We start from the raw sequence: 20,470 nt of genomic DNA, 5'->3' as shown, positions 1-20,470 counted from the left end.
GCTGCTTAGGATGAACGGCGAATTTCATTTAGAATAGGGGAAATATTCTCTTTCCTCACATCATCGCAATCTCTCATCATTTCTTCCGCCATCTGCTTGCCCATGAAAAGCCTCGTCATTTTTTGGCCAATTTTCATCGTGCTTTTATCCTTGTCCTCAAGCTTGTCAAAAATAAATCTTCCTTCCAGCGGAAAATATTTGATCCCGGAGCGGATCTTCTCCGGAATGCTTTTATTGTAATTTTTGACGGAGGCTTCACTTTGAATCGGGGTTTTGGATACGGAAAAGAGGATTACTTTTTTGTTTTGCAGCTTATCCCATACAGTTCTCAGATAATCACTGACAACCAGCTTGGAGACCCTGACATAAGTACCGATGATAACCGTGTCGTACTGGGCTGCCTGATTAATGTCGAAGGTGTCGATGCTTTCGATATCGGCTTGAATCTCTTCCGCAATCCACTCAGCATACTGCTGCGTACTTCCGTACGCGCTTGTATAAAGAACCAGACTCTTCATAAAGCACCCCCTAAAATGGTTGTAAAAGTTCCTGCAAAATCTGCGTCAGTCGATACTCCCCCGCATCTGCCATTGCTTTCCTGGGAAGTACAACAGTTAAAACATATTCATGGCTCAGGATGGATATAGCCTGAAATTGCGGGAAATTTTTGAACTGGCTTATAAAGCCCGCCTCTTTCCTGGCAATCTCACTGATCTCGAACATGTCCGGAGCGACCGTAAATCCGGTCTGTATCACTTTGGACATCGCCTCCTTGATCGTCCAGAGCATCGTTAGCATGGCTCCGTAATCTGCATCACTCTGATTAATAAGTGCTTCTTCATCTTGAGAAGTTACCTTTTTCAGAGCATCCTCAGTCTTCTGATCCACCACTTCGATATCAATGCCGATCAGCAAGCGCGGATCATAATATACCGCCGCTCCAATGGAGTCACTATGAGTAATCGTGATCTTTCTGTCACTTCCCGCCACAATCGGCTGACACAATATACCGTGCTCAATGATGATATGATCGAGATCATCTTCCTCACTGGCTATTGCAAGCTTTGCCGCCAATTTGCCGAGCAGGTAGCTGTTTCTCCTTCTTTGATATTTGAAGCTGAAGTATTTATCCGTCTCAGACGGGCTAAGAAATTCCAGAGGAGCTGCCTCCTGATGGATAGAAGCAACACACAGGTTTAGGTCATAGGCCTCGTCCGGCCCGTTCAGCCGAATCGTTCGTCTCCGTACCGCTTTGGAAAAGAACGCTTCATTCCGGCTTGCAAAGGTTGTATACAGCATATCCGGAGCCCCTATCCTTTTTCCCATGGAAATCTTTTATACTGCACATAGTTTTGAATGGCTTCCCTGACCTCTGTGGAGGAGGTTAACTTGTCAATTTCCTGTACCGCAGCATTCTCCATCGTTTCATTAATGATCCACATTTTTTTAAAATAGCTCTTGATCTCCTTGACCGTATTTGGGGATACCCGGCTAATCCTTTTATAGAGCCGCAATATGCCGCCATCCAAATCAGAGACGACTTCATCAACCAGGTGGTGCTGAAGCGCTTCTTCTGCGGATAGGGGCAGGGTGGTTAAAGTCATTTTATAAGCCTGCCAATACCCGGTCCGCCGGATAAGATAGGGAGTCACCATCGCGGGAATCAAACCCCAGATCGCTTCAGGCAAAGCGAAACTGGAACGGGGCGATGCGAAAACATAATCACATGCCGCCATGAGTCCGATCCCCCCGGCCATGACCTGTCCATCCACTTTAGCGATAACCACTTTGGAGATTTCGCCTATCAACTTCATCGTTCGCATAAAAGCTTCAGGAGCAGGGGCGGTATGATCTTCTCCTTCTGCACCATCCTCAGTGAATGCCTGAAAATTCATCCCTGTACAGAAATATCCCGCTGACCCTTCTAACACAATCGCTTTACACGAATCCAATCCATCCAGCCAGAGTAAGACGTGCTGCAGGTCCTCGATCAAGGCGGAGGTAATACTGTTTTTTTCTGCCGCACGGTTAAGCTGTATACTATAGATACCTTCGGAAATCCCGCTAACAACCAGTGAATGATAGTCCATTAAGCCCTCGCTAACTCCACGCATATTTGCGGTGAAAATCATTGATTTCCGTCAGAACAAGATAACCTTTTCCTTTAAAAAAATGATCATAAACATGGCTGAATTTGGAGAAATCAACGCGCTTATCCCGTATCCCGAATAACCACTCGACGTTTTGATCCAAAATCTGCTCATACTCATCAAAGCTTAATTCATAACGGCTATCCAGTTGCCCCTTTATGTTCATTGCACTTAATTTTCTTCCAGACTCCGGGGTAATGACTCCGCTGTAAAATTCAGAGGAACAACCCGATCCATAAGAGAATAGACCAATTCTATGCGGCTCTTGAATGTCCGTGCTATCAATCAGACTGCACAAGCCTAAATACAATGCGGCGGAATAAACATTGCCGACTTGCATGCCGTACGTAAGCGAAGGGGCTACTCGTCGGTCGAAATCACGCTGGACTTCTGCACCTCTTACCTTTAATTCGTCATGCATCATTTTTCGGTGGGCGCCTTTGACCATTCCGCCGAAAGGAGTGTGGAACACCAGGTAATCAAAGGTTTCCTGAAAATGGACCCCGTCTACCTTTTCCTTATAATTCTTATAAGAATGCTCCAGACAGTCCAGATAGGATAATAAAGACAGATCGGGATTCCCAGTCTCGATTTCCGGAAGCGGTCTGCACGTATCCATCACCTCATAGCTGTATTGGCCTGTTGCGCCAAAGTCCAGTTCGAGAATGTCCCCGTTTTCTCCAACCAGCATCGCAATCGCTCCGGTCGCCTGCGACGGTTCCCCATATGTGCTTTTGGCCGCTGCCCGCGCCACATCGGTTGCGATGACCAGCGCTTTTGCCCCGGGTGAAACATTTGAAGCCACAAAACAAGCGGCCATATGTAACGCCGCCGTGCCTCCATAGCAGGCCTGCTTGACTTCAAACAGCCTGCAGTTTCGGCCCAGTCCAAGATAATCGTGAATATATGTACTAAGTGACTTCCCAAAATCGACTCCTGATTCGCTGGAAGTAATGACCAGTTCAATTCGGCTCTTCACTTCCTCGCTTAAGGAATCGATGATCGGCTTCGCCGCGTTGACCCCGTTGGTAACGGCATCCTCACAAGAAACGCCTACCGATTTCCTGTCCATCATCAGATTATCGAACCTGCTGATATCCAGTCCTCTTCCTTCAAAAATTCGCCTTGCCGGGATAAATGCCGGTCCTCCGTAAAAATTGATGCTTTCGATACCTGCACGCATTCAGCATTCTCCTTTTTTAAAAATAACACTGGTGTTAATTCCACCAAATCCGTAGGAATTGCTAAGACCATAGGTAAAGTTGGCGGGTTCCATCTTGCCGGCTGCAAAACAATGCTCCCGGCTGACCGGAATGTCCAGATTAATTTGGGGATGGAGGAAGCCTGCTTTCAATTGAATGATGGTGGCTGCGGCTTCCACCACTCCGGCCGCATACAGGCAATGACCGGTGATCGCTTTAGTAGAATTGATCACTACATCGCTTAAATACCCTCCAAAAACCCGCCCGATGGATCTCAGCTCCGTAAGGTCTCCCAGTGGAGTAGAGGTTCCATGGGCGTTAATATAATCTATAGAAGATGCATGGATACCGGCAGTCCGAATCGCTTTCTCCATCGTTCTGACCTGCCCGTCCTCGTTGGGATCGGATAGACTGTGGCCATCCAGGCATGCCGCTCCTCCGGCTACTGTTGCCAGCACGTCCGCCTGCCTGGCGGAAGCACTGTCAGCACCTTCCAGAATCAGGCAACAGGAAGCCTGTCCGAAGATAAAACCCTCATGGTCCTTGTCAAAAGGCCGGCAAGCCTTGCCGGGAGCATCCCGAAAGCTCCTGCCTCCATAAGCGCCAATATTAATAAAACCCTGAAGTTCAAGCGGAGATAGCTCGGCCATTGCTCCGATTACCATACAGGCATCGACAATGCCCAATTGAATCATTTGAGTTGCCTTCAGAATGGCTGCATTGCCGCTAGCCGAGGCTCCGCCCACCGTAACTCCTTCTCCCTTGATGCCAAACAGCTCGCTGAGCACGCCCAGCTGGTTGGTATCCATATAGCTGAGTGCGTATCTCGGATGGACCAGCTCCAGATCGTTCCGGCACTCTTGCATGGCATTGTAGCTGACTGCCGGTGAAATATTGTTGCCTGCGACGACGATCCCAATTCGATCTTCGCTCAGCTCATTCCGATCCATTCCCGCTTGCAGCCAGGCCTCTGCTCCTGCCAGAGCCGAGGCTTTGATGGATTTACCGGAGATTTTAAACAACCGCCCGGCTCTTCTGAACAAAGTTTGGTCATACTGGCGAAATACATCATATAGGCGTTCCTCGATAACTTCTGCACCAATGCATGGCTGCCCATCGGGAAACGTAAAGCCTTCCAGGTAGCCAATTCCGCTTCTTCCGTCTCTAAGCGATTGTTCAAACTCTGGCGCACTGTTTCCGGCAGTACTTATGATACCGATGCCCGTAACAACCACGGGTCTAAAGGATTGAAACCGATATTCAGTGCCTTTACTGAGTGTTTTCATACAAAAAGTCTACCACTTCCCCAATATTTTTGAGGCTCCCAAACTTGAGGAGAGGGATTTTGATATTCAGTTCGTCCATCGTATCCGAGATAATATCAAATCTGTCGATAGAATTCGCGCCCAAATCTTTCATACTCTCTTCTCTACTGATATTCTCAGCTGCCAAATCGGGCAATATCTCAAGCATTTTACTTTTCATAATTTCAAAAATCTGCTCTTTGCTCATACGACATCTCCTTTTACCATCTCAGCCGCCTCATTCATAATCATGGCTGCAATTTGCCCTACTCTGCGATTTCTCCATGCTTCCAACGATGTCCCTTTTACCCACTGATTGAATGATCCTATGGCCGGACCGCACATAATGCTGTAATTGACCTTATTGCCGGATTCACCTGCAATGGCTGATTTCTTCGCGTTCTCGATGTACCATTTGAAAACAACTGCCATTTGCTGCTTCGGATCTCCGTTCAAGGCGGTCAATTCTTCCGTGGACATCTGCCGCTTGCATTCCTCCAGAACACTCTGCAGGGTTCTCCCGAAATATTTATCCTCCAGCTGGCTTTTCGTTTTGCTGTCGATTTGGGGGATGGAGCCTACGTTTCGGTATATTTCATATAATTTATTGGCTCTTGCAGAAAAGAAGAGTCCCTTTTTGACCACCTGAGCTTTTCCACCCAGTTCAAACAGCTCCAGAGAGGGGACATAAGCCATGTCATAGACATTTACCTGCTCCAGAACATCCTTAATCTCCGTGCTTGCGCCGCTCTCCACTGTGCATTGATTGATGGACCCGGTCAAAATAAAATCCGCTCCCATCAGAAAAACACCTGCTGCGGCTTCGGGCGTACCAATACCCCCTGCAGCACCGATATGGATATCTTTAATCGGCTCAAATTGGAGGGACAGTTCTCTTTTCAATCGGATAATCGTTGGCAGCAAGCTTAATATATTGGCTTGGTCGGTAGGTCCTGCTGAATCCCCTGCCGAGCAGATGTCATCCGCCATTGGAACAAGTCGGGCAAGCTGTGCCTGCTCCGGAGTGATTTGCCCATCAACCAGCAGCTTATCCACGATTCGCTCAGGCGGCGGCAGCATAAACATTTTGGCAATATCCGGTCTGGATACTTTGGCTATGATCCGGTTTGCTCTCCGGACCGCTCCATCCGCTTCTTTCACCAAACCCTTCAAACGATATTTCACCAGCGCAGGCGTCAAGGTCAGATAGGATGAAGCTTCAATTAACCGAACGTCTTCTCTCAAAAGAACTTCAATCAGCCGCTCTTCCTTAGCCATTTGAATCGGATGGTACGTAACGGTAACCCCAAACGGCTCGTTGCTACCAAGCTCCCGCCGGATATACCGGATCGAATCTTCAAGCCCTGTCATACTCATCCCGCCTGCCCCAAGAAACGCCAAGCAACCATTTTTTCCGGCTTGGACTACCAGCTCTCTGGAGGATATTCCGTCATTCATCCCACCCATCAGATAGGCATATTGCAGTCCGTACCGCTGCTTGAATGTATCGCTACCGAGACGGGCACCGGGTGTTGCCATGCTTTTTTCGACTTTTTCCGGTTCCGGGATACTCTGGACTGGAGGAATTTGTTCAACCTCCGTTGTTATAAGAACAGGCTCTTCAACTGCTTCCACAACCTCCACAGCATCCGCAGCCTCCACAACCTCTGCAGCCTCATCCTTGAAAGTAAGTTTCTCCTCCAGGGAATCTTCAACGGTCAACGGATCTGCTTCTCTTTTAATTTTGCTTATGAGCCCTGCGATTACATGCCCGGGACCCACCTGCTTCAGTTCGATATCCGCCTGTCTGCCCATGAGGTAACATACGGTTTCGCACCATTTCACGCTGCTTACCATTTGTTCTGTCATATAATGTACGCTGTTGGCTAATGTGTATGGTCTGGCTGTCAGGTTAGAAATAACCGGGATGGATGGTGCTGAAAAGTGAAATTGCGAGAGGAACTCTTTAAATTGTCTGGCTGAATCGGTCATGTATCTGGAATGAAATGCACCGCTCACGTTTAAAATGACATAGGCTGTCGCGCCATTGTTCTCGAAAACTTCCTTTGCGGCCTGGATGTTTTCTTTTGGGCCTGAAACAGCAATTTGGGTAGGGGTATTGAGGTTTGCAACATCCAGCGTATCCAGGCGGTGATCGGCCAGAATTTTTCTGATTTCATTCTCTGTTAAGCCGAGCACGGCTGCCATTCCTCCGCCGGTCGCCGTATGCATCAGCTCTGCTCTTTTTTGTACAATTTTCAAGCCGGTTTCAAAATCAAAAACGCCCGCTGCATAGAGCGCACTGTATTCGCCCAAGCTGTGTCCGGCTACAAAGTCGGGGGCTTCGCCGGTTTCCTGCAAATCCTTCAAATAGGACAAGACATTGACAACATAAAGCGCCGGCTGTGTATAAGCCGTAATGTCCAGGAGTTTGCTCTTGTTCTCCAGACAAAGCTCCTCAATCGAGTAGCCGAGCACTTGATCGGCAATCCTGGTGTACTCCGGAAATTCCTTAAACAGCTTCCCGCCCATTCCAACGGACTGCGCTCCTTGCCCCGGAAATAAATAGGCCTTCATCTTTGGCTTCCACCCATCCCTTTTAAGGTTCATATGTTCACAGTACGCAACAACCTCATTCAGCTTCTTCAGATCGCTGCCCATCGGGGTAATCACTGATCGTATATTTTGAACTTCTGTTTTGTCCAGGATGTTTTTACTGAAATTCTCGAGCGTGCCCGACGGTCCCAAGTCTATGTAGAACTGCTGCCCGCCGGATGGAAGCGATTGGAGAGCGCCCCCGAAATCCATTGGTTTTCTTAGCACATCCCATAAAAATTCAGGCCCGATCTGCTGAACCAACCCACCCGTCATCGAAGAAACAATTCGAACATCAGGCGTCTGCATGTGAACCGTCTGCAAGTATGCGCAATAGGGCTCCTGAAGCTCATCGATGGCGGCGGAATGAAATGCATAATGTACGGGAAGCTTTAGAGTGGTTGCATTCTTTTCTTTTAAGTATTGCTGAACTTCTTTGGTATGCTCGCGTTTGCAGGCGACTGTAAAATGCTTCTCGTAGTTCACCGCAATCAACTCAGACCTAGTATTCAGCTCCTTGTTGCCGTGATATAGAAGCTCATTGTCCAAAACAGCGATCATCGCGCCGCCCTTGCAGTTTTTCCGCAGCAATTCTACCTGACTTACTATCAATTCCAGAGCTTGTTCAGGAGTAATAACCTTGGCTACGGCTAGCGCTACGTATTCTCCCAGACTGACACCGAGTACATATTGGGGGTAGATACCCCTGTCCGCCAACGTATGGGCAAGCGCATATTGAATCATAAAAATGGCAGGATGTGTATAAAAAATATCCTCAAATCTCGAACCTTTGCGTTTGGGGTTGAAATATAACTCCTCCACAACGCTTTTGCCGGTCAAACTCTGAAAAATTTTGTCGAGATCATCCATCGATTGACGAAAAACGGTATTATTGTCATACAGCTCGATGCCCATCTTATTGTATTGGGAGCCTTGTCCGGAGAACATAAAAACAATCTCTCTTTGCATTCGATACCTCCTGAATAAGAGCGTGTCTGCCATCAATGATTACTTGAAGTCAAATATTCTGAGATTGTTTTTTCTGTTTCTGTATTTAACGAAGTGTTGGATGTCGTCTATCTGAAAATAGAGATTTTTTTTGTATAAATAGCTCATTTCTTTGCCGGGGGATTCCCCAAAGGAATGTCCGGGGTACACCCGAACATTCGCTGGAACCAGCCTGATCAGCCTGTGAATACTGTGATACATATCCTCCGCGGACCCGCCCTCGCTGTCACAGAGACCACAGCCTTCTATGAAAATCGTATCCCCGGAAAACAGGTTGTCCCCACTCCAGTAGCAGACGCTTCCCTTCGTATGTCCCGGTGTAACGAGACAGGTGATTGTGGTTTCACCAATGCCTATCCGGTCCATGTCTTCTATCGTTATCAATCGTTTACAGTGATACTTGTAATAGTCCGCTTCCGTTTTCGATATATAAACATCAGGCTGATACAGCATCTCGAGCTTCTTAACCATATTGGTATGGTCAAAATGAGAATGAGTTAACAGCACAGCTTCCAAAGAAGCCTGTTTTTGCTCCAGAATACGTACCAGCTGTGAAACATCCCATGAAGGATCAACTACAAAAGCTTTGCGAGTGGCTTTATCTATTCCCAGATAAGCATAATTAAAAAAATTCATACATTGTGTTTTGATCGTAAACATCTCGTATACAGCTTCCATTTTCGCCCCCTCAAAGTGATTTATTGTAGAATTACCATATTCTACTTCATTAATCTCTTAAATTATCATCCACTCTCTCAGTGACTGTCAATGAAAGTTTATGCTGTATAATGTTAAATTTTGTTTCATATTATCGAATATTTTAACCATGCGCACTCACTAGAGCACAATCCGCATCAAAGCGACGGCTATCGTCGCCAGGTAATACTTTTATTTCCTTAAAGCCCGCTTCCTGGAAGGCTCTTTCCCACGCATAAGCATGTATAATCGGCGATTTGTCCCTTAGGGCGTTGTCTTCAAAATACCACCAGCCTTCAGCCAATCCCCAAACCATATCCACCCATCTCAGACGTTTGCAGGCCTCGATCAACATCATGACTCCATCCGGAACCAGCAGCTGTTTCAGATTGGTGAGCGTTTTGATAATATCCTTAGTGGCATGAACCACATTCAGCCCCAGAACGATGTCAAAGCTGTGAAGCTCCAGACCCTGCTGGACCGGACTTCTCGTAATATCAAAAAGCTTGAAATTCAAGTGACCAAATTCGGAATTTTGCTTCGCCTTGTTGATAAAATATTCTCCGATATCGGTGAAGTAGTAATTCACGTTCGGGAGTCCGGCTATGGACAGCAGCTGCCGGGTCAGCAAACCGGTTCCGCCTCCAACCTCAAGGATGTTAATCTCCTTTTTGTTGTCGGTTTGGTCAAGGATTACCCGCAGAATGTCACCAATGACTTGGGCGTAAACTCTTTCCTTGCCGTGCTCCACGGTATCTTTATTGCTTTGTTCCAGCGCATCCGAGCTGCCTTTGGGAAACAAGACGCTAACCGGTGGAATACGTCCGCAAAGCGCATCCTTGTAATTCCCGACACAGTAATCCAGGAACTTGATCATCCCCTGAAATGATGGATATTTCCGGAGACAGTCATCATACAGAAGCCGGGGATCGGGGATCGTGCGCTCCTCCTTTACAAATTTGACTCTGCTGTCCAGCACTTTAACGATTCCGTCCTCTGTCAGCATATCAATCATGCAATCCACCAGCTTCGAAAATTGAGGCAGAATTCCCAGCTGCTTGAACCAATCATTCCGGTCATGTATAGCACCCGCACCGGTATCGATACCGGCCTGCTTGAAGTAGTGATACGCATAGCTCATGCACAATTCATTTAAGCTTTCCTCCAGACCCTCGTAGCATTCAAGGCCCTTGATGTTCAGCTCAGCTTCCCGGTGATGCTCAAAGTCCAGTAATTGCGCATAGCTGTCCAGCAGACTGAAGGATCTGTTCCTGTTTATACCGGAGATAAATCCCTTAATTGCAGGGTTAAGCACCTCATGATGCGTCATAAACAGGAAGTGTGCAGCGTCCTCGATCTCCAGGAACCGGGCGCCCGGAATGGTATCGATCATCACTTTGGATTGTCTTGTGTTAATGATCGTGTCCTTCTTCCCGTAGACGATAAGAACGGGCACATTAATTTGGCTGAGAATATCAAATGTTGTGTAGCTTTTTTGATTGCCGGGTAAATAGTACTCCATATACTGGGTGAAAATCTTCTTGTCAATACTTTTGCCGCACTCCAGCAGTTCCAAAGAATCCAATCCGTTGTCGACGGCCTCCAGATCCTTCTTCATCGCATCATCGGCATTCATTTGCGGATTTTCATTCACAATCTCATAGATGGAACTTACCAGCATCAGACTGGACACTCTCTCAGGGTAGAATGCGCTGAAATATTGACCCACCAGACCTCCCCAGGAAATGCCGACAAAATCAACGGGCTCCTGGATTCCTAATTGATTCAATACCTCGACAATGATCTTGACCCGATCCTCGAGGGCGTAATGATGAATATCCTCGCTGAGCCCGCAACCCGGATTATGGATGCAGATCACTCTGGAGTGTTGTGAAAAGTAATTCATTTGGTTCAGGATCATGGGCGAAGCCATTCCAACGCCACCCACAATGACCATCGGCTTGCCTTTGCCGGAAATGACGACTTCCATTTTCTTGCCAATGGATGTGTTGACTAGAAGTTGGACATATTTATGCTGCACTTGACCCAGTTCGGTCAGGGAAAGAGGGCGATAGCTGATGTCATTCACACGGGTGTCACTCAAATTTTTCCAAAAGTCCATAAAAAACTCATCCGAGCTGTTGATTAACCACATTGAGTCTTCCTCTTCATTGCGGGACATCGGTGCCAACAAGCTTCCTCTTCCCGTAGTAACTGTCTTAGTTGCCGGTTCTGTTGCCTTAATTAATTCCGAAACATTAATTTCCTCTGCATTTAAGCGGATGGCTTCGCCGGTATGTTGAGAAATCAGATACTCGCTAAGCTCGGCAATTGTGCTGTACTCAAAGAAAACATCCAGGGAGAAGCTGAATTGAAGCTTCTCCGCCAGGTAGCTGTGAAATGCCGTAAAACTGATGGAATCAAAGCCAAAGCTTTTCCAATTCTCATCTTCATGAATCTTCGTCACCGGAACCTTTAAGAGGGTTGCCACACCGTCCACAAGCAGCTTCCTCACTTTGAGGTCCAACTCCTGCCGGGTATCGGCAGGGTTAGATAGAAGCTTCTCCTCTTGGGGTTTGTTCTCCGTCCGCAGATTCGTTTCCCGGATAATCTTCAACGCTTCATCCGGAGATAATTGCTGATTCTCCACCATCTTTAACAGCTGCATTTTTGAATAGGTGCTCATTCTAAGAGATCCCCCACCAACAGATTTAAATTCTCGGCACTCATTTCTCCCTTTTGGACCTTGGTCAGCAATTGAAGCAATTGCTCGTCATCCAGCGTAACGGGATCATTCTCCGGTTCACTATCGACTCTTTCAACAACTCTCATGTCATGTGCGCTTTCCCGTTTAGGCAGCCAATATCTTTCCTTGTCAAACGCATATTCCGGAAGCGGTGTTTTGCGCATCGGCTCTTCATACCAACTTGACCAGTCAATCTGAATGCCCTGCACCCAGAGCTGGGCGATTTTGTCCAGCTTCTCCGACATCATCAGTTCGTTCATGAACAATCGGCTTTCCTCACCGTCAAACAATCGGCTGAGCGGCGTGCGTTTGCTGCTCTGGCCCACGTAAATGCCACTCACTTCTTTTTGCCCGTTAAGATAGGCTTCCAGCTTGTTATGGAGCATGTCCAGGCTGTCTGCTACAATGGCTACTCTTTCGCTTAGCTCCGCCCGTCCTGTGTGCAAGTTGTAAGCCAGTTTGTCCAGCGTTAATTGCTCAATAGGTTCGTGCTCATCGATCTGCGGCGCCTTATGTTCATCTGCATAATATTGTGAAATCCTGCCCGTGTCATGGTGGAGCAAGAAATTGATTAGGCTCTGTAAGGAAGAGAAGCCGTAAATAGAATCCTTAAACTCCAGATTATATTTGTCCTTGATGGCTTCCATAAGCCGTACGCTCTTAACCGCGTCCAGACCGTATTCCTCCAGTCCGGCTTCGAGCTCAATCTCCTCGGGTCCGAACATCATTACATCCTTGAAAAGACTGACAACATCCTGCCTAAGGGCTAATTCCAGGTTGGCTTCCTGTATTTGCCCGCTCTCTGACACGGACCCCGCGATGCTTCGACCGACGAATTCCTGAAGGCTGCGGCAGTTCTGTATTAAGCTGCTTTGGCTTTTGGCTGAGAGGACGATGATGTTCCTGTTTCGGGTCTTCGCAGGGACGTCTACATGCTGATTCTGATATTCCTCCACGACAATATGCGCATTGCTTCCCCCCACGCCAAAGGAACTGATTCCGGCTCTTCTCGGAATCTCACGGCGGTGTTCATCCCTCAGCGCTTCCCAAGATGCTGATTCACCGGCGATTGTTAACCCGCTGCCATCCAATTTGATATAAGGATTCAATTCATTAAAGTGAATATTCCCCGGAATCTTCCGATGCTTCATCGAGAGCAATACCTTGGATATGCTTGCCATACCTGCTGCCGATTCCAAGTGGCCAATATTGGTTTTCACTGACCCCAGTACACATTGCGGCAGTTCCGACTCCGGCTTGCCCCATTTTTGAAATAACGTCTTGAACGCCTTCTTCAGCCCCTCCACTTCAATGGGATCGCCAAGGCTCGTTCCCGTTCCATGCGTCTCAATATAGGTAACGGTCGAAGGGTCAATTCCCGCCCTTTCATGCGCCTGAATAATGACATCGGCCTGGGATTTGGCATTCGGTGACGTGATCGAGTTCGACTTCCCACCATGATTGACCGCGGTTCCGCGAATGACGCCATGAATATAATCCTTGTCTCTGATCGCAGCGGACAGCGGTTTTAAGAGCAATGCTCCTGCGCCTTCGCCTCTCACGTAACCGTCAGCATCTTTGTCGAAGGTCTTGCATTTCCCATCCTTGCTGAGCATGCCCAGGCTGCTGCCTGCAATGAACAGGTTCGGGCTGGAGATCAGATTGATTCCGCCGGCAACCGCATACTTGCAGTTATCATGCCAGATCGATTCCACCGCCCGGTGAATTGCCACCAGGGAGCTGGAACAGGCCGTATCAATTGGCTCGCTCGGACCGCTCCAATTAAAGAAATAGGAAATCCGGTTCGTCAGCATCGTTCGTGTTAATGTAGTTGCAATCTCTTCCTTGAGCAGCAGCTCCTGATAATCCCCGTTGGATACCCCGATAAACACCGAGGTACGGGTTCCGGACAGATCATCCGGCTTGTAGCCGGCATTCTCCAGCGTATGCCAAACGGTCTGCAGCATGACTCTTTCCTGCGGGTCCATCTTTTCTGCTTCAACCGGAGAGATTCCGAAAAACAACGGATCAAAGGTATCAATATCCTTTAAAAACGCTCCGTATTTGACATCCGTTTTCCCCTGCTCCGAACGCGGATCGCCGAACCGGCTCTGCCAGTTCCACCTGTTCTCCGGTATGGTGGTCACCATATCCCTTTTCGCTTCGAGATTCTCCCAGAACTGCTCCAGATTGTCCGATCCAGGCATGGCTCCGCTCATTCCTACAATAGCGACAGGTTCTCTGTCGACCTTTTGGGGGCTGTTGTTGTGCCACTCCACCGGGGCAGCCTCCTTACGGATCATCTGTCTGAAAGCAGTATCCGGGATTACGGTTTGAACCGACGGTTCTGTTTTAGCGGTATACCCAGTTGCAACTTTCCCCGCTGAAAAATAAGTGTCGATGATAGCCGAATATTCCGAGTAAATAGCTCCAGCTATAGCAAGCGGTGTAGACTGTTCGAAGAACAGGGTTGGTGTAATGTCGACCCCGAGAGCCCGATTGATTTCATTGGACAGCTCCGTAAACGAGATTGAATCAAAACCCAGCTCACTGAGATCGGAATCCAGGCTGATGTCTCCCCGGTCACTCTTTAAAATTCCACTCATGATGCCGATGATCGCATGTGCCAGCTGATTTGTTCTTTCTTCGCTTTCCGGACTGGCGGCTGTCACCGCCGCTGCTTGGCGAATGCTCTGCCGTTCACGGCTTGTGAAGGATTGGATGATTCTTTCCCTCGCTCCCGAGACGGCCATGACCTGGCTATGGCTGAGTGACAAGCTATCCTCAAACGCCTTGATCCCATGTTCATCGGACAACGGGCTCATCCCGAATTTGGAAAACAGCATTTGCTCGGTTGCGCTGTCCACTTGCATGCCGCCATTTTTCCACAAGGACCAGTTCAGAACAGAATCCGTTCTTCCCGTCTTCTTATTCATCAAAGTTACATAATGATCCATAAAACTGTTGGCATAAGCATAATCCCCTTGCCCGATATTCCCGATTAGCGACGTAGAGGAGGAAAAAGGAACAAAAAGATCCAGGTTCTCATGCTCCAAGGCTTGATACAGGTTCATGGTCCCGTATACTTTAGGCTTCAATACATCTTCAATCTCTGTCAGGTCCTTCTTGGCAAGCAGCGAGTCCTTGATTACACCGGCACAATGAAGGACTCCGTCCAACTTATGAAAAGACTTCTTGGCCGTGCGGACTGCCATCTCCACAGCTTCAGCCCTGGATAAATCCATAGGAATATAAATAGCTTCTGCTCCCAAAGCCTTCAGCTCATTGAGTTTGGTTATGTCCGCATGCTGACTTCTGCCGCACAAGACAAGCCGGGCTTGATAATTCTTCGCTAAATGTTTGGCAAATATAAAGCCCAGACCGCCCAATCCGCCAACAATCATGTAGACCCCACGGTCTTTCAGCTTTCTCGTCTGATCATGCGCAGGCTCCAGAGGCTTCAACTGCTTGGTGTATCTCAAATTCTCTTCATATTTCACTTCGTTTTCATTGCTACTGCCCAAAAGCTCATACTCCAGAACCTGCTTCAGCTTCGCGGCATCTCTAACCTCAATCAGTCTGCACTCCAGTCGCGAGTTCTCAAGCGCAATAGAGCGGAAAAAGCCTGCCAAAGCGCTATATTCAGCAACAGTCTCTTTATTGTGATACACGCAGCAAAGCCGGACGGTATGCTTGAGTTTCATTGAAGTCAGCCACTTGCAAAGATGGAATACCGGATACACTTCCTCATCGATCATTTCTTTCGATGTTCTGCTGTCCGGAGCTCCCAATAAGTACACGATTTGCAGCTGCTCATCCTCTTGGAGGAGGCATGCATCGGCTAATTTGCGGTAGTCGTCCATGTTTGCAGGATCTATCTCGTAACGGTTGGTTCCGTAAGCCTTGAATGCTGCTCCAAAGCTTACGCTGATGGCTTGACCTGCAAAGCTTTCCTTGTTGGCTTCCAAGTCCGACTTATGGCCAATGACCATCTGTCTGCTGCGGGTAGAGGATAACTTCTCAGCGGCTGCCCTTGAACTTTCCACCCAGGTTGGCGTCAAATAAACCAAGTCTGTGGACACTTGCTGCTTGTTCTCAGATCCCCCTGTCATCTGCTCAACCTGAAATGGTCTGATCGTAAGCTCGCTCATTCTTGCCACAACCTGTCCCGCTTCATCCAGAAAAGCAATATCGAACTTCAATCCCTGTACCTTCGATTGTTGAACATAGGCATAGGCAGCCTTGGCTGAAGAATGATAGATTTCGAGATGTCCCAGCACAAAAGGCACAAAAAGCACATGTTGATCGATAAGCCCCGTTTGGTACGCATAAGCTACCGCAGACTGCAAGCCTCCATCGGTCAGTGTGGGATGCAGAAGGAAATCATTCAGGGTATGCTCCAGGCTGTCTGAGACTTCCAGTCGGGAAATGGCTTCCGATGGATTACAGTACAAGGCTTGAATCCCCCTGAACCGGCTTCCCAGTTCCGCTCCCAGGCGGCCCAGCAGATCATAATAGTTCCCCGCTTCCCGCTCGCCTCCATTACATCTCCGGATTACCGCAGCAATATCCATGTTCTCCCGGTGTTGGGCCTCAGATGAGCCAAGCTCCAGCCTTCCTTGCGCATGGTCGATTCTTTGCCCTGCCTGCTCAGAATACACCTGAAATTCGATCCCTTGATTTCCTGGTTGCAAGACCGTTTTAATCGAACGTGCTTCCTTGTCGACGATTATTGGATTTGACCAGACCACATTTCTGATCCCGGTTACGGTGTGTTTGTCGTCCGCCATGTTTCCTGCTGCTCTGGCCATCTCCAGATATACGACGCCAGGCAGAACGTGGCCATGATCCGCAATATAAAATTCGTCTCCCCGAAAGGTCTTCTCAAATCCCTGCTCATAAAGAGTCGATATATTACGGTCGATCAGTGCATGCAGTGCGGCGACAGGCGTATCTGCCTTGCCTGATGCTTTAAGCGGCATCCAATAACGTGTCGGAGCAAACGGATACGTCGGCAGCGGAATTCTTGCAGGACGCTTCGCCGGATAGAGCTTTTCCCACTGGATAGCCTCCCCTGCAGCCCATGCCTGGGCGAGTGTTGCCAAATTCGCTGTCTCAAGGGCCATTGCAAGATCTGGAGACGAGGGTTCCGGATGACCGGCTGCCGACCGGAGCTTTTTAATACTGCCGGTATATAAACCGCTCATTTCCCGGCCTTCGCTGAAGGCTGTAAGCTTGTGCTGCACTTCCTGTGCGGTAGAAGCAACGATGGCCAATCTTTCATCCATCTCTTCTCTGCCAACCTGGAGGGTATAAGCCACTTGGCCTAAATCCGCATCCTGGTCCAGAAACGTGCTGAAAGTGTGAGCATATTCTGTCAGCCTGTCCCTGTTTTTTGCGGATAATATGAACAGCATAGGCTTTGCAGTCTTTGCAATCTGTCCGGCAGGTACCGGTTCACGCAGATATTCCTGAATAACGGCATGGGCATTGGTTCCGCCAAAACCGAAGGAGCTGACTCCGGCACATCGGGGCAGGCTGTTGCCGCGTTCGTCCACGGCAGTACCCCATTCCCGGGTCCGGTCCAAAACATAAAAAGGAGAATCATCCAACTGAATGTAAGGATTCAGTTCATTGAAATGCAAATTGCCTGGCAGTTTGCCCTGCTTAAGGGAAACGAGTACCTTAATCACTCCCGCAATTCCCGATGCAGGCTCCAGATGCCCGATATTCGTCTTGAACGCGCCGAGACCAATCTGCGGGCCAGAAACAGGCGCTTTGTTCCAGCGGCTGTATAGCTCGGAAAAAGCTTTTTTCAACCCGTTAATTTCGACTGGATCTCCCAGCTCGGTTCCTGTCCCATGCGTTTCAATGTAAGATACCCACGACGGATCAATCGCCGCTTCCGTATAAGCTTTCAGCAATAGCTCCGCCTGTGCGTCAGAGTTTGGAGCGGTGAGGGAATGAGCGCGTCCGCCATGATTTTCGGCAGTTCCTGTGATGACTCCGTATATGTGGTCTCCATCTTTAACGGCCTGATCCAGCGGCTTCAATACTACGACCCCGATGCCTTCTCCTTTGACATAACCATTGGCGCTGCGGTCAAAGGTTTTGCATTTGCCGTCCGGTGAAAATACACCCATTACTCCAGCGCCTACATAAGTGTTCGGATCAAGCATCAGGCTGACCCCGCCGGCAACGGCCATATCGCTTTCGCCATGCTGGATGGATTTCACCGCACGATGCAGCGCCACCAGACTGCTTGAGCAAGCCGTATCAATGGATTCACTAGGCCCTTTGAAGTTGAACATAAAAGATACCCGGTTGCTTAATAAGGCCGTTGCATTCCCGATACTCGACTGGGCATAGACCTTATCCATATTGGCGGAAAGCAGCTGCTGGTAATCGGAGAATTGAACCCCCGAGAATACGCCGACCTGCTTCCCGGCAAGCGCGGACATTTTATATCCGCTATCCTCAACTGCCTTCCATACCGCCTGGATGAACAATCTTTGCTGCGGGTCCATCAGCTCCGCTTCACGAGGCGAAAGCTGAAAGAATTTGGCGTCAAATGTATCATGTCCGGCAACAAAGCCGCCCCATCTTGAATTGGTCTTGTTCTCGGCTTGCTGATCGGCGCTATAGTAGGTCTTCCAGTCCCATCTGTCAGCGGGTATTTCGTGAACCTGGTTCTCCTGCTGCTCCAGCATGCGCCACAGTTCTTCAATGGTCTCCGCTCCGGGCAGCTTGAAGCTCATGCCGATCACGGCCACTTCCCGGGCTGCTTTTTCCGGAACGGACTTTTCCTTGGTCTTCTTCCTGCCGGAATATTTATGTTCTAGCGGCTGCAGGACCGGAGTCTGAGCTTGTGGCTGCGATTCAGGGAAATCGGGTTGCTCTGCTGGCTCGTTCAGCGATTCGGCCACATATGGAACAGTGAGCATCTGATCCTGCTCTTGTGGCAGCTCTTTCACAGCATAATGAGATCCGATCTCCTCGCTGAAATCTTCCAGCAAAAATTGACACAGGTCATTGAGCGTACTTTTGGCGAAAAAAACAGCCGGGGACAGCTCAATGTCGTACAACTCGCTTAATCCGTCGGCAAATTCCTTTAACGAAATCGAATCAAATCCGAAATCACCCATATTTTCATCCGCATTCAGCTTCCCGGGCTGAGTCTGCAAGATTTGAGCTGCCAGATGCAGAACATCCTGCATTAATTGCTCTTCCATGGATGTCTTTAGTTCGCCGGATGTACTGCCCGTAAGATTGTCCAATTCGGTTGCGCCTCCTTTGGCCTGCACGGCATCCATCGGCTTCAGCCTCAGTTGCGTCTCCAGCCTTTTTCGTTCCCCGTATAGAATTGCAACTTGCCGGGCCTGACCGGACATAATGGATGCAAACGCCCCAAGCCCCAGCTCCGTTGTTAAATACCCCATACCCGATGTCTGCAAATAGAGCTGCTCACCTTGATTTTCCAGATGCATACCGCCGGATTCCCATAATGGCCAATTGATGCTGATGCTTCTTCCCTGTCTCCTGCCTTCTGCCGCCAACTGATTTCTGTATCTGCAAAAATGATCCAAAAAGCGATTGGCTACCGCATAATCGCACTGTCCGAAATCGCCCATGACGGATGAAGTGGAGGAGAAGGTAACAAAGAAATCAAGCGGTTCATCCCGGGTAGCTTCATCCAGCAAAAGTGCGCCTTCCACTTTCGGCTGAAGTATTTCTTCAAAATCAGCGATCTGCTTCTGGAAAACCAACTGTGTACTGGCCTTTCCCGCCGCATGAATCACACCATGAATTTCTCCATACCTCTGCTTTACTTCCTGAATCAGCCGCTTTACATCTGCCGAATTTGTAATATCACAGGTTTGATATTCCACCTCAGCTCCGTAGCCTTGCCATTCATGCAGCTTTTCTTCTATGGAAGACTGAATTGACCGTCTGCCTAGCAGAATCAGCTTCGCCTGATAGACTTTGGCCAGGTATTCACTCAGGATCAAACCCAATGCCCCGGCTCCTCCGGATATAATATACACGCCCCCCTGCTTCAGGGCGTTCTCACCGGACTCCAAACTTAACTCCGTAAACTGTTTTTCATATCTTAAGCCGTTGGTGTATCTGACCTCCTGAGCAAATCCGTACCTGCTCATTAAGCACTCCTGCTGTATGATTTCCGCAAGGTTATTCACTTCGCTGCCTACCTCTAAATGAGTAAATCGTAGCCGTGGATATACCCGTTCCAGCGATTTGGCGTAAGCACCTGATGAGTGAGCGATAAGTTGCGGTTCTCCGCTTGCCCGAAATAATGAAATCCATCTGACGTTCATCTTCAGCTTCAGAGCGCTGTAGGCTTTGACCAAATAAAAGATGCTGTAAATGCCGCTGGTATCAGGCTTTACGAAAGTATCTTGCTTTGTTCGGTCATTCCACAGCATCGCAATGTAGGCAACCGGCAAGGAATCCTTAATGATGCTGGTCAATAAACGGGCATAATCCTGTTCAGACAAGGGGTCAATCGTATACTGATCGTCCAAATCTTTTTGAAAGAAAGGGCCTCTTCGAACGGTTATTACCTTAAAGTTCCGGCTTAGCTCCTCAGCCAGTCCGTCATCTTCCGCATTCTCCGGGTCAACAAACAGCAGCAATGTCTTCGGCCCTGTAGGCAGGGTTAAAGACTGGGGAGCCGGGGTGGATTCCGCCCACAGCTCTTTGAAATATATCAGTTCTTTATGATCCTTATGCTTCGCGCTCATTTCGCTG

General features: G+C 48.6%; 10 protein-coding genes. All 10 read right to left on the bottom strand.

The genetic code is table 11. The annotated features are described in order from the left end of the window. Nucleotides 1-5: 5 nt before the first annotated feature. Nucleotides 6-518, bottom strand: coding sequence for a flavodoxin domain-containing protein (locus PaeBR_RS13870; protein WP_410511171.1), 513 nt, complete (start codon nucleotides 516-518; stop codon nucleotides 6-8). 10 nt (nucleotides 519-528) lie between these two features. Next, complete coding sequence (locus PaeBR_RS13865) at nucleotides 529-1,326, bottom strand: 4'-phosphopantetheinyl transferase family protein (RefSeq protein ID WP_410511170.1); 798 nt, start codon at nucleotides 1,324-1,326, stop codon at nucleotides 529-531. Further along, nucleotides 1,311-2,132: an enoyl-CoA hydratase-related protein gene (locus tag PaeBR_RS13860; RefSeq protein ID WP_410511169.1), complete on the bottom strand. Its 822-nt coding sequence runs from the start codon at nucleotides 2,130-2,132 to the stop codon at nucleotides 1,311-1,313. Before PaeBR_RS13860 ends, PaeBR_RS13865 begins: the two co-directional genes overlap by 16 nt. Next, nucleotides 2,101-3,333, bottom strand: a complete 1,233-nt coding sequence (locus PaeBR_RS13855; RefSeq protein ID WP_410511168.1) for a hydroxymethylglutaryl-CoA synthase family protein — start codon at nucleotides 3,331-3,333, stop codon at nucleotides 2,101-2,103. The genes PaeBR_RS13860 and PaeBR_RS13855 overlap by 32 nt, the downstream gene beginning before the upstream one ends. Beyond that, on the bottom strand, nucleotides 3,334-4,638 hold the full coding sequence (locus PaeBR_RS13850; RefSeq protein WP_410511167.1) for a beta-ketoacyl synthase N-terminal-like domain-containing protein: 1,305 nt from the start codon (nucleotides 4,636-4,638) through the stop codon (nucleotides 3,334-3,336). Beyond that, nucleotides 4,622-4,864 carry an acyl carrier protein gene (locus tag PaeBR_RS13845; RefSeq protein ID WP_410511166.1) on the bottom strand — a complete coding sequence of 81 codons (243 nt, stop codon included), beginning with the start codon at nucleotides 4,862-4,864 and terminating at the stop codon, nucleotides 4,622-4,624. Before PaeBR_RS13845 ends, PaeBR_RS13850 begins: the two co-directional genes overlap by 17 nt. After that, nucleotides 4,861-8,220, bottom strand: coding sequence for an ACP S-malonyltransferase (gene fabD, locus PaeBR_RS13840; protein ID WP_410511165.1), 3,360 nt, complete (start codon nucleotides 8,218-8,220; stop codon nucleotides 4,861-4,863). Before fabD ends, PaeBR_RS13845 begins: the two co-directional genes overlap by 4 nt. 39 nt (nucleotides 8,221-8,259) lie before the next feature. Further along, complete coding sequence (locus tag PaeBR_RS13835; protein WP_410511164.1) at nucleotides 8,260-8,937, bottom strand: MBL fold metallo-hydrolase; 678 nt, start codon at nucleotides 8,935-8,937, stop codon at nucleotides 8,260-8,262. A gap of 142 nt (nucleotides 8,938-9,079) precedes the next feature. Next, the gene (locus PaeBR_RS13830; protein ID WP_410511163.1) at nucleotides 9,080-11,641 is read right to left on the bottom strand and encodes an alpha/beta fold hydrolase; all 2,562 of its coding nucleotides are present in this window, start codon (nucleotides 11,639-11,641) and stop codon (nucleotides 9,080-9,082) included. Beyond that, nucleotides 11,638-20,463, bottom strand: a complete 8,826-nt coding sequence (locus PaeBR_RS13825; protein WP_410511162.1) for an SDR family NAD(P)-dependent oxidoreductase — start codon at nucleotides 20,461-20,463, stop codon at nucleotides 11,638-11,640. Before PaeBR_RS13825 ends, PaeBR_RS13830 begins: the two co-directional genes overlap by 4 nt. Nucleotides 20,464-20,470: the final 7 nt, after the last annotated feature.

Source organism: Paenibacillus sp. BR2-3 (genome assembly GCF_046529485.1).
Classification (GTDB): domain Bacteria; phylum Bacillota; class Bacilli; order Paenibacillales; family Paenibacillaceae; genus Paenibacillus_AQ.
The sequence above is the reverse complement of the archived record's forward strand: the minus strand, read 5'-3'. Positions and strand labels throughout refer to the sequence as shown.

Excerpts from the sequence above, each read along its gene's own strand:
- PaeBR_RS13835 (WP_410511164.1), bottom strand. The coding sequence starts at position 8,937 with ATGGAAGCTGTATACGAGATGTTTACGATCAAAACACAATGTATGAAT.
- PaeBR_RS13845 (WP_410511166.1), bottom strand. The coding sequence starts at position 4,864 with ATGAGCAAAGAGCAGATTTTTGAAATTATGAAAAGTAAAATGCTTGAG.
- PaeBR_RS13870 (WP_410511171.1), bottom strand. The coding sequence starts at position 518 with ATGAAGAGTCTGGTTCTTTATACAAGCGCGTACGGAAGTACGCAGCAG.
- fabD (WP_410511165.1), bottom strand. The coding sequence starts at position 8,220 with ATGCAAAGAGAGATTGTTTTTATGTTCTCCGGACAAGGCTCCCAATAC.
- PaeBR_RS13850 (WP_410511167.1), bottom strand. The coding sequence starts at position 4,638 with ATGAAAACACTCAGTAAAGGCACTGAATATCGGTTTCAATCCTTTAGA.
- PaeBR_RS13860 (WP_410511169.1), bottom strand. The coding sequence starts at position 2,132 with ATGATTTTCACCGCAAATATGCGTGGAGTTAGCGAGGGCTTAATGGAC.
- PaeBR_RS13855 (WP_410511168.1), bottom strand. The coding sequence starts at position 3,333 with ATGCGTGCAGGTATCGAAAGCATCAATTTTTACGGAGGACCGGCATTT.
- PaeBR_RS13825 (WP_410511162.1), bottom strand. The coding sequence starts at position 20,463 with ATGAGCGCGAAGCATAAGGATCATAAAGAACTGATATATTTCAAAGAG.
- PaeBR_RS13830 (WP_410511163.1), bottom strand. The coding sequence starts at position 11,641 with ATGAGCACCTATTCAAAAATGCAGCTGTTAAAGATGGTGGAGAATCAG.
- PaeBR_RS13865 (WP_410511170.1), bottom strand. The coding sequence starts at position 1,326 with ATGGGAAAAAGGATAGGGGCTCCGGATATGCTGTATACAACCTTTGCA.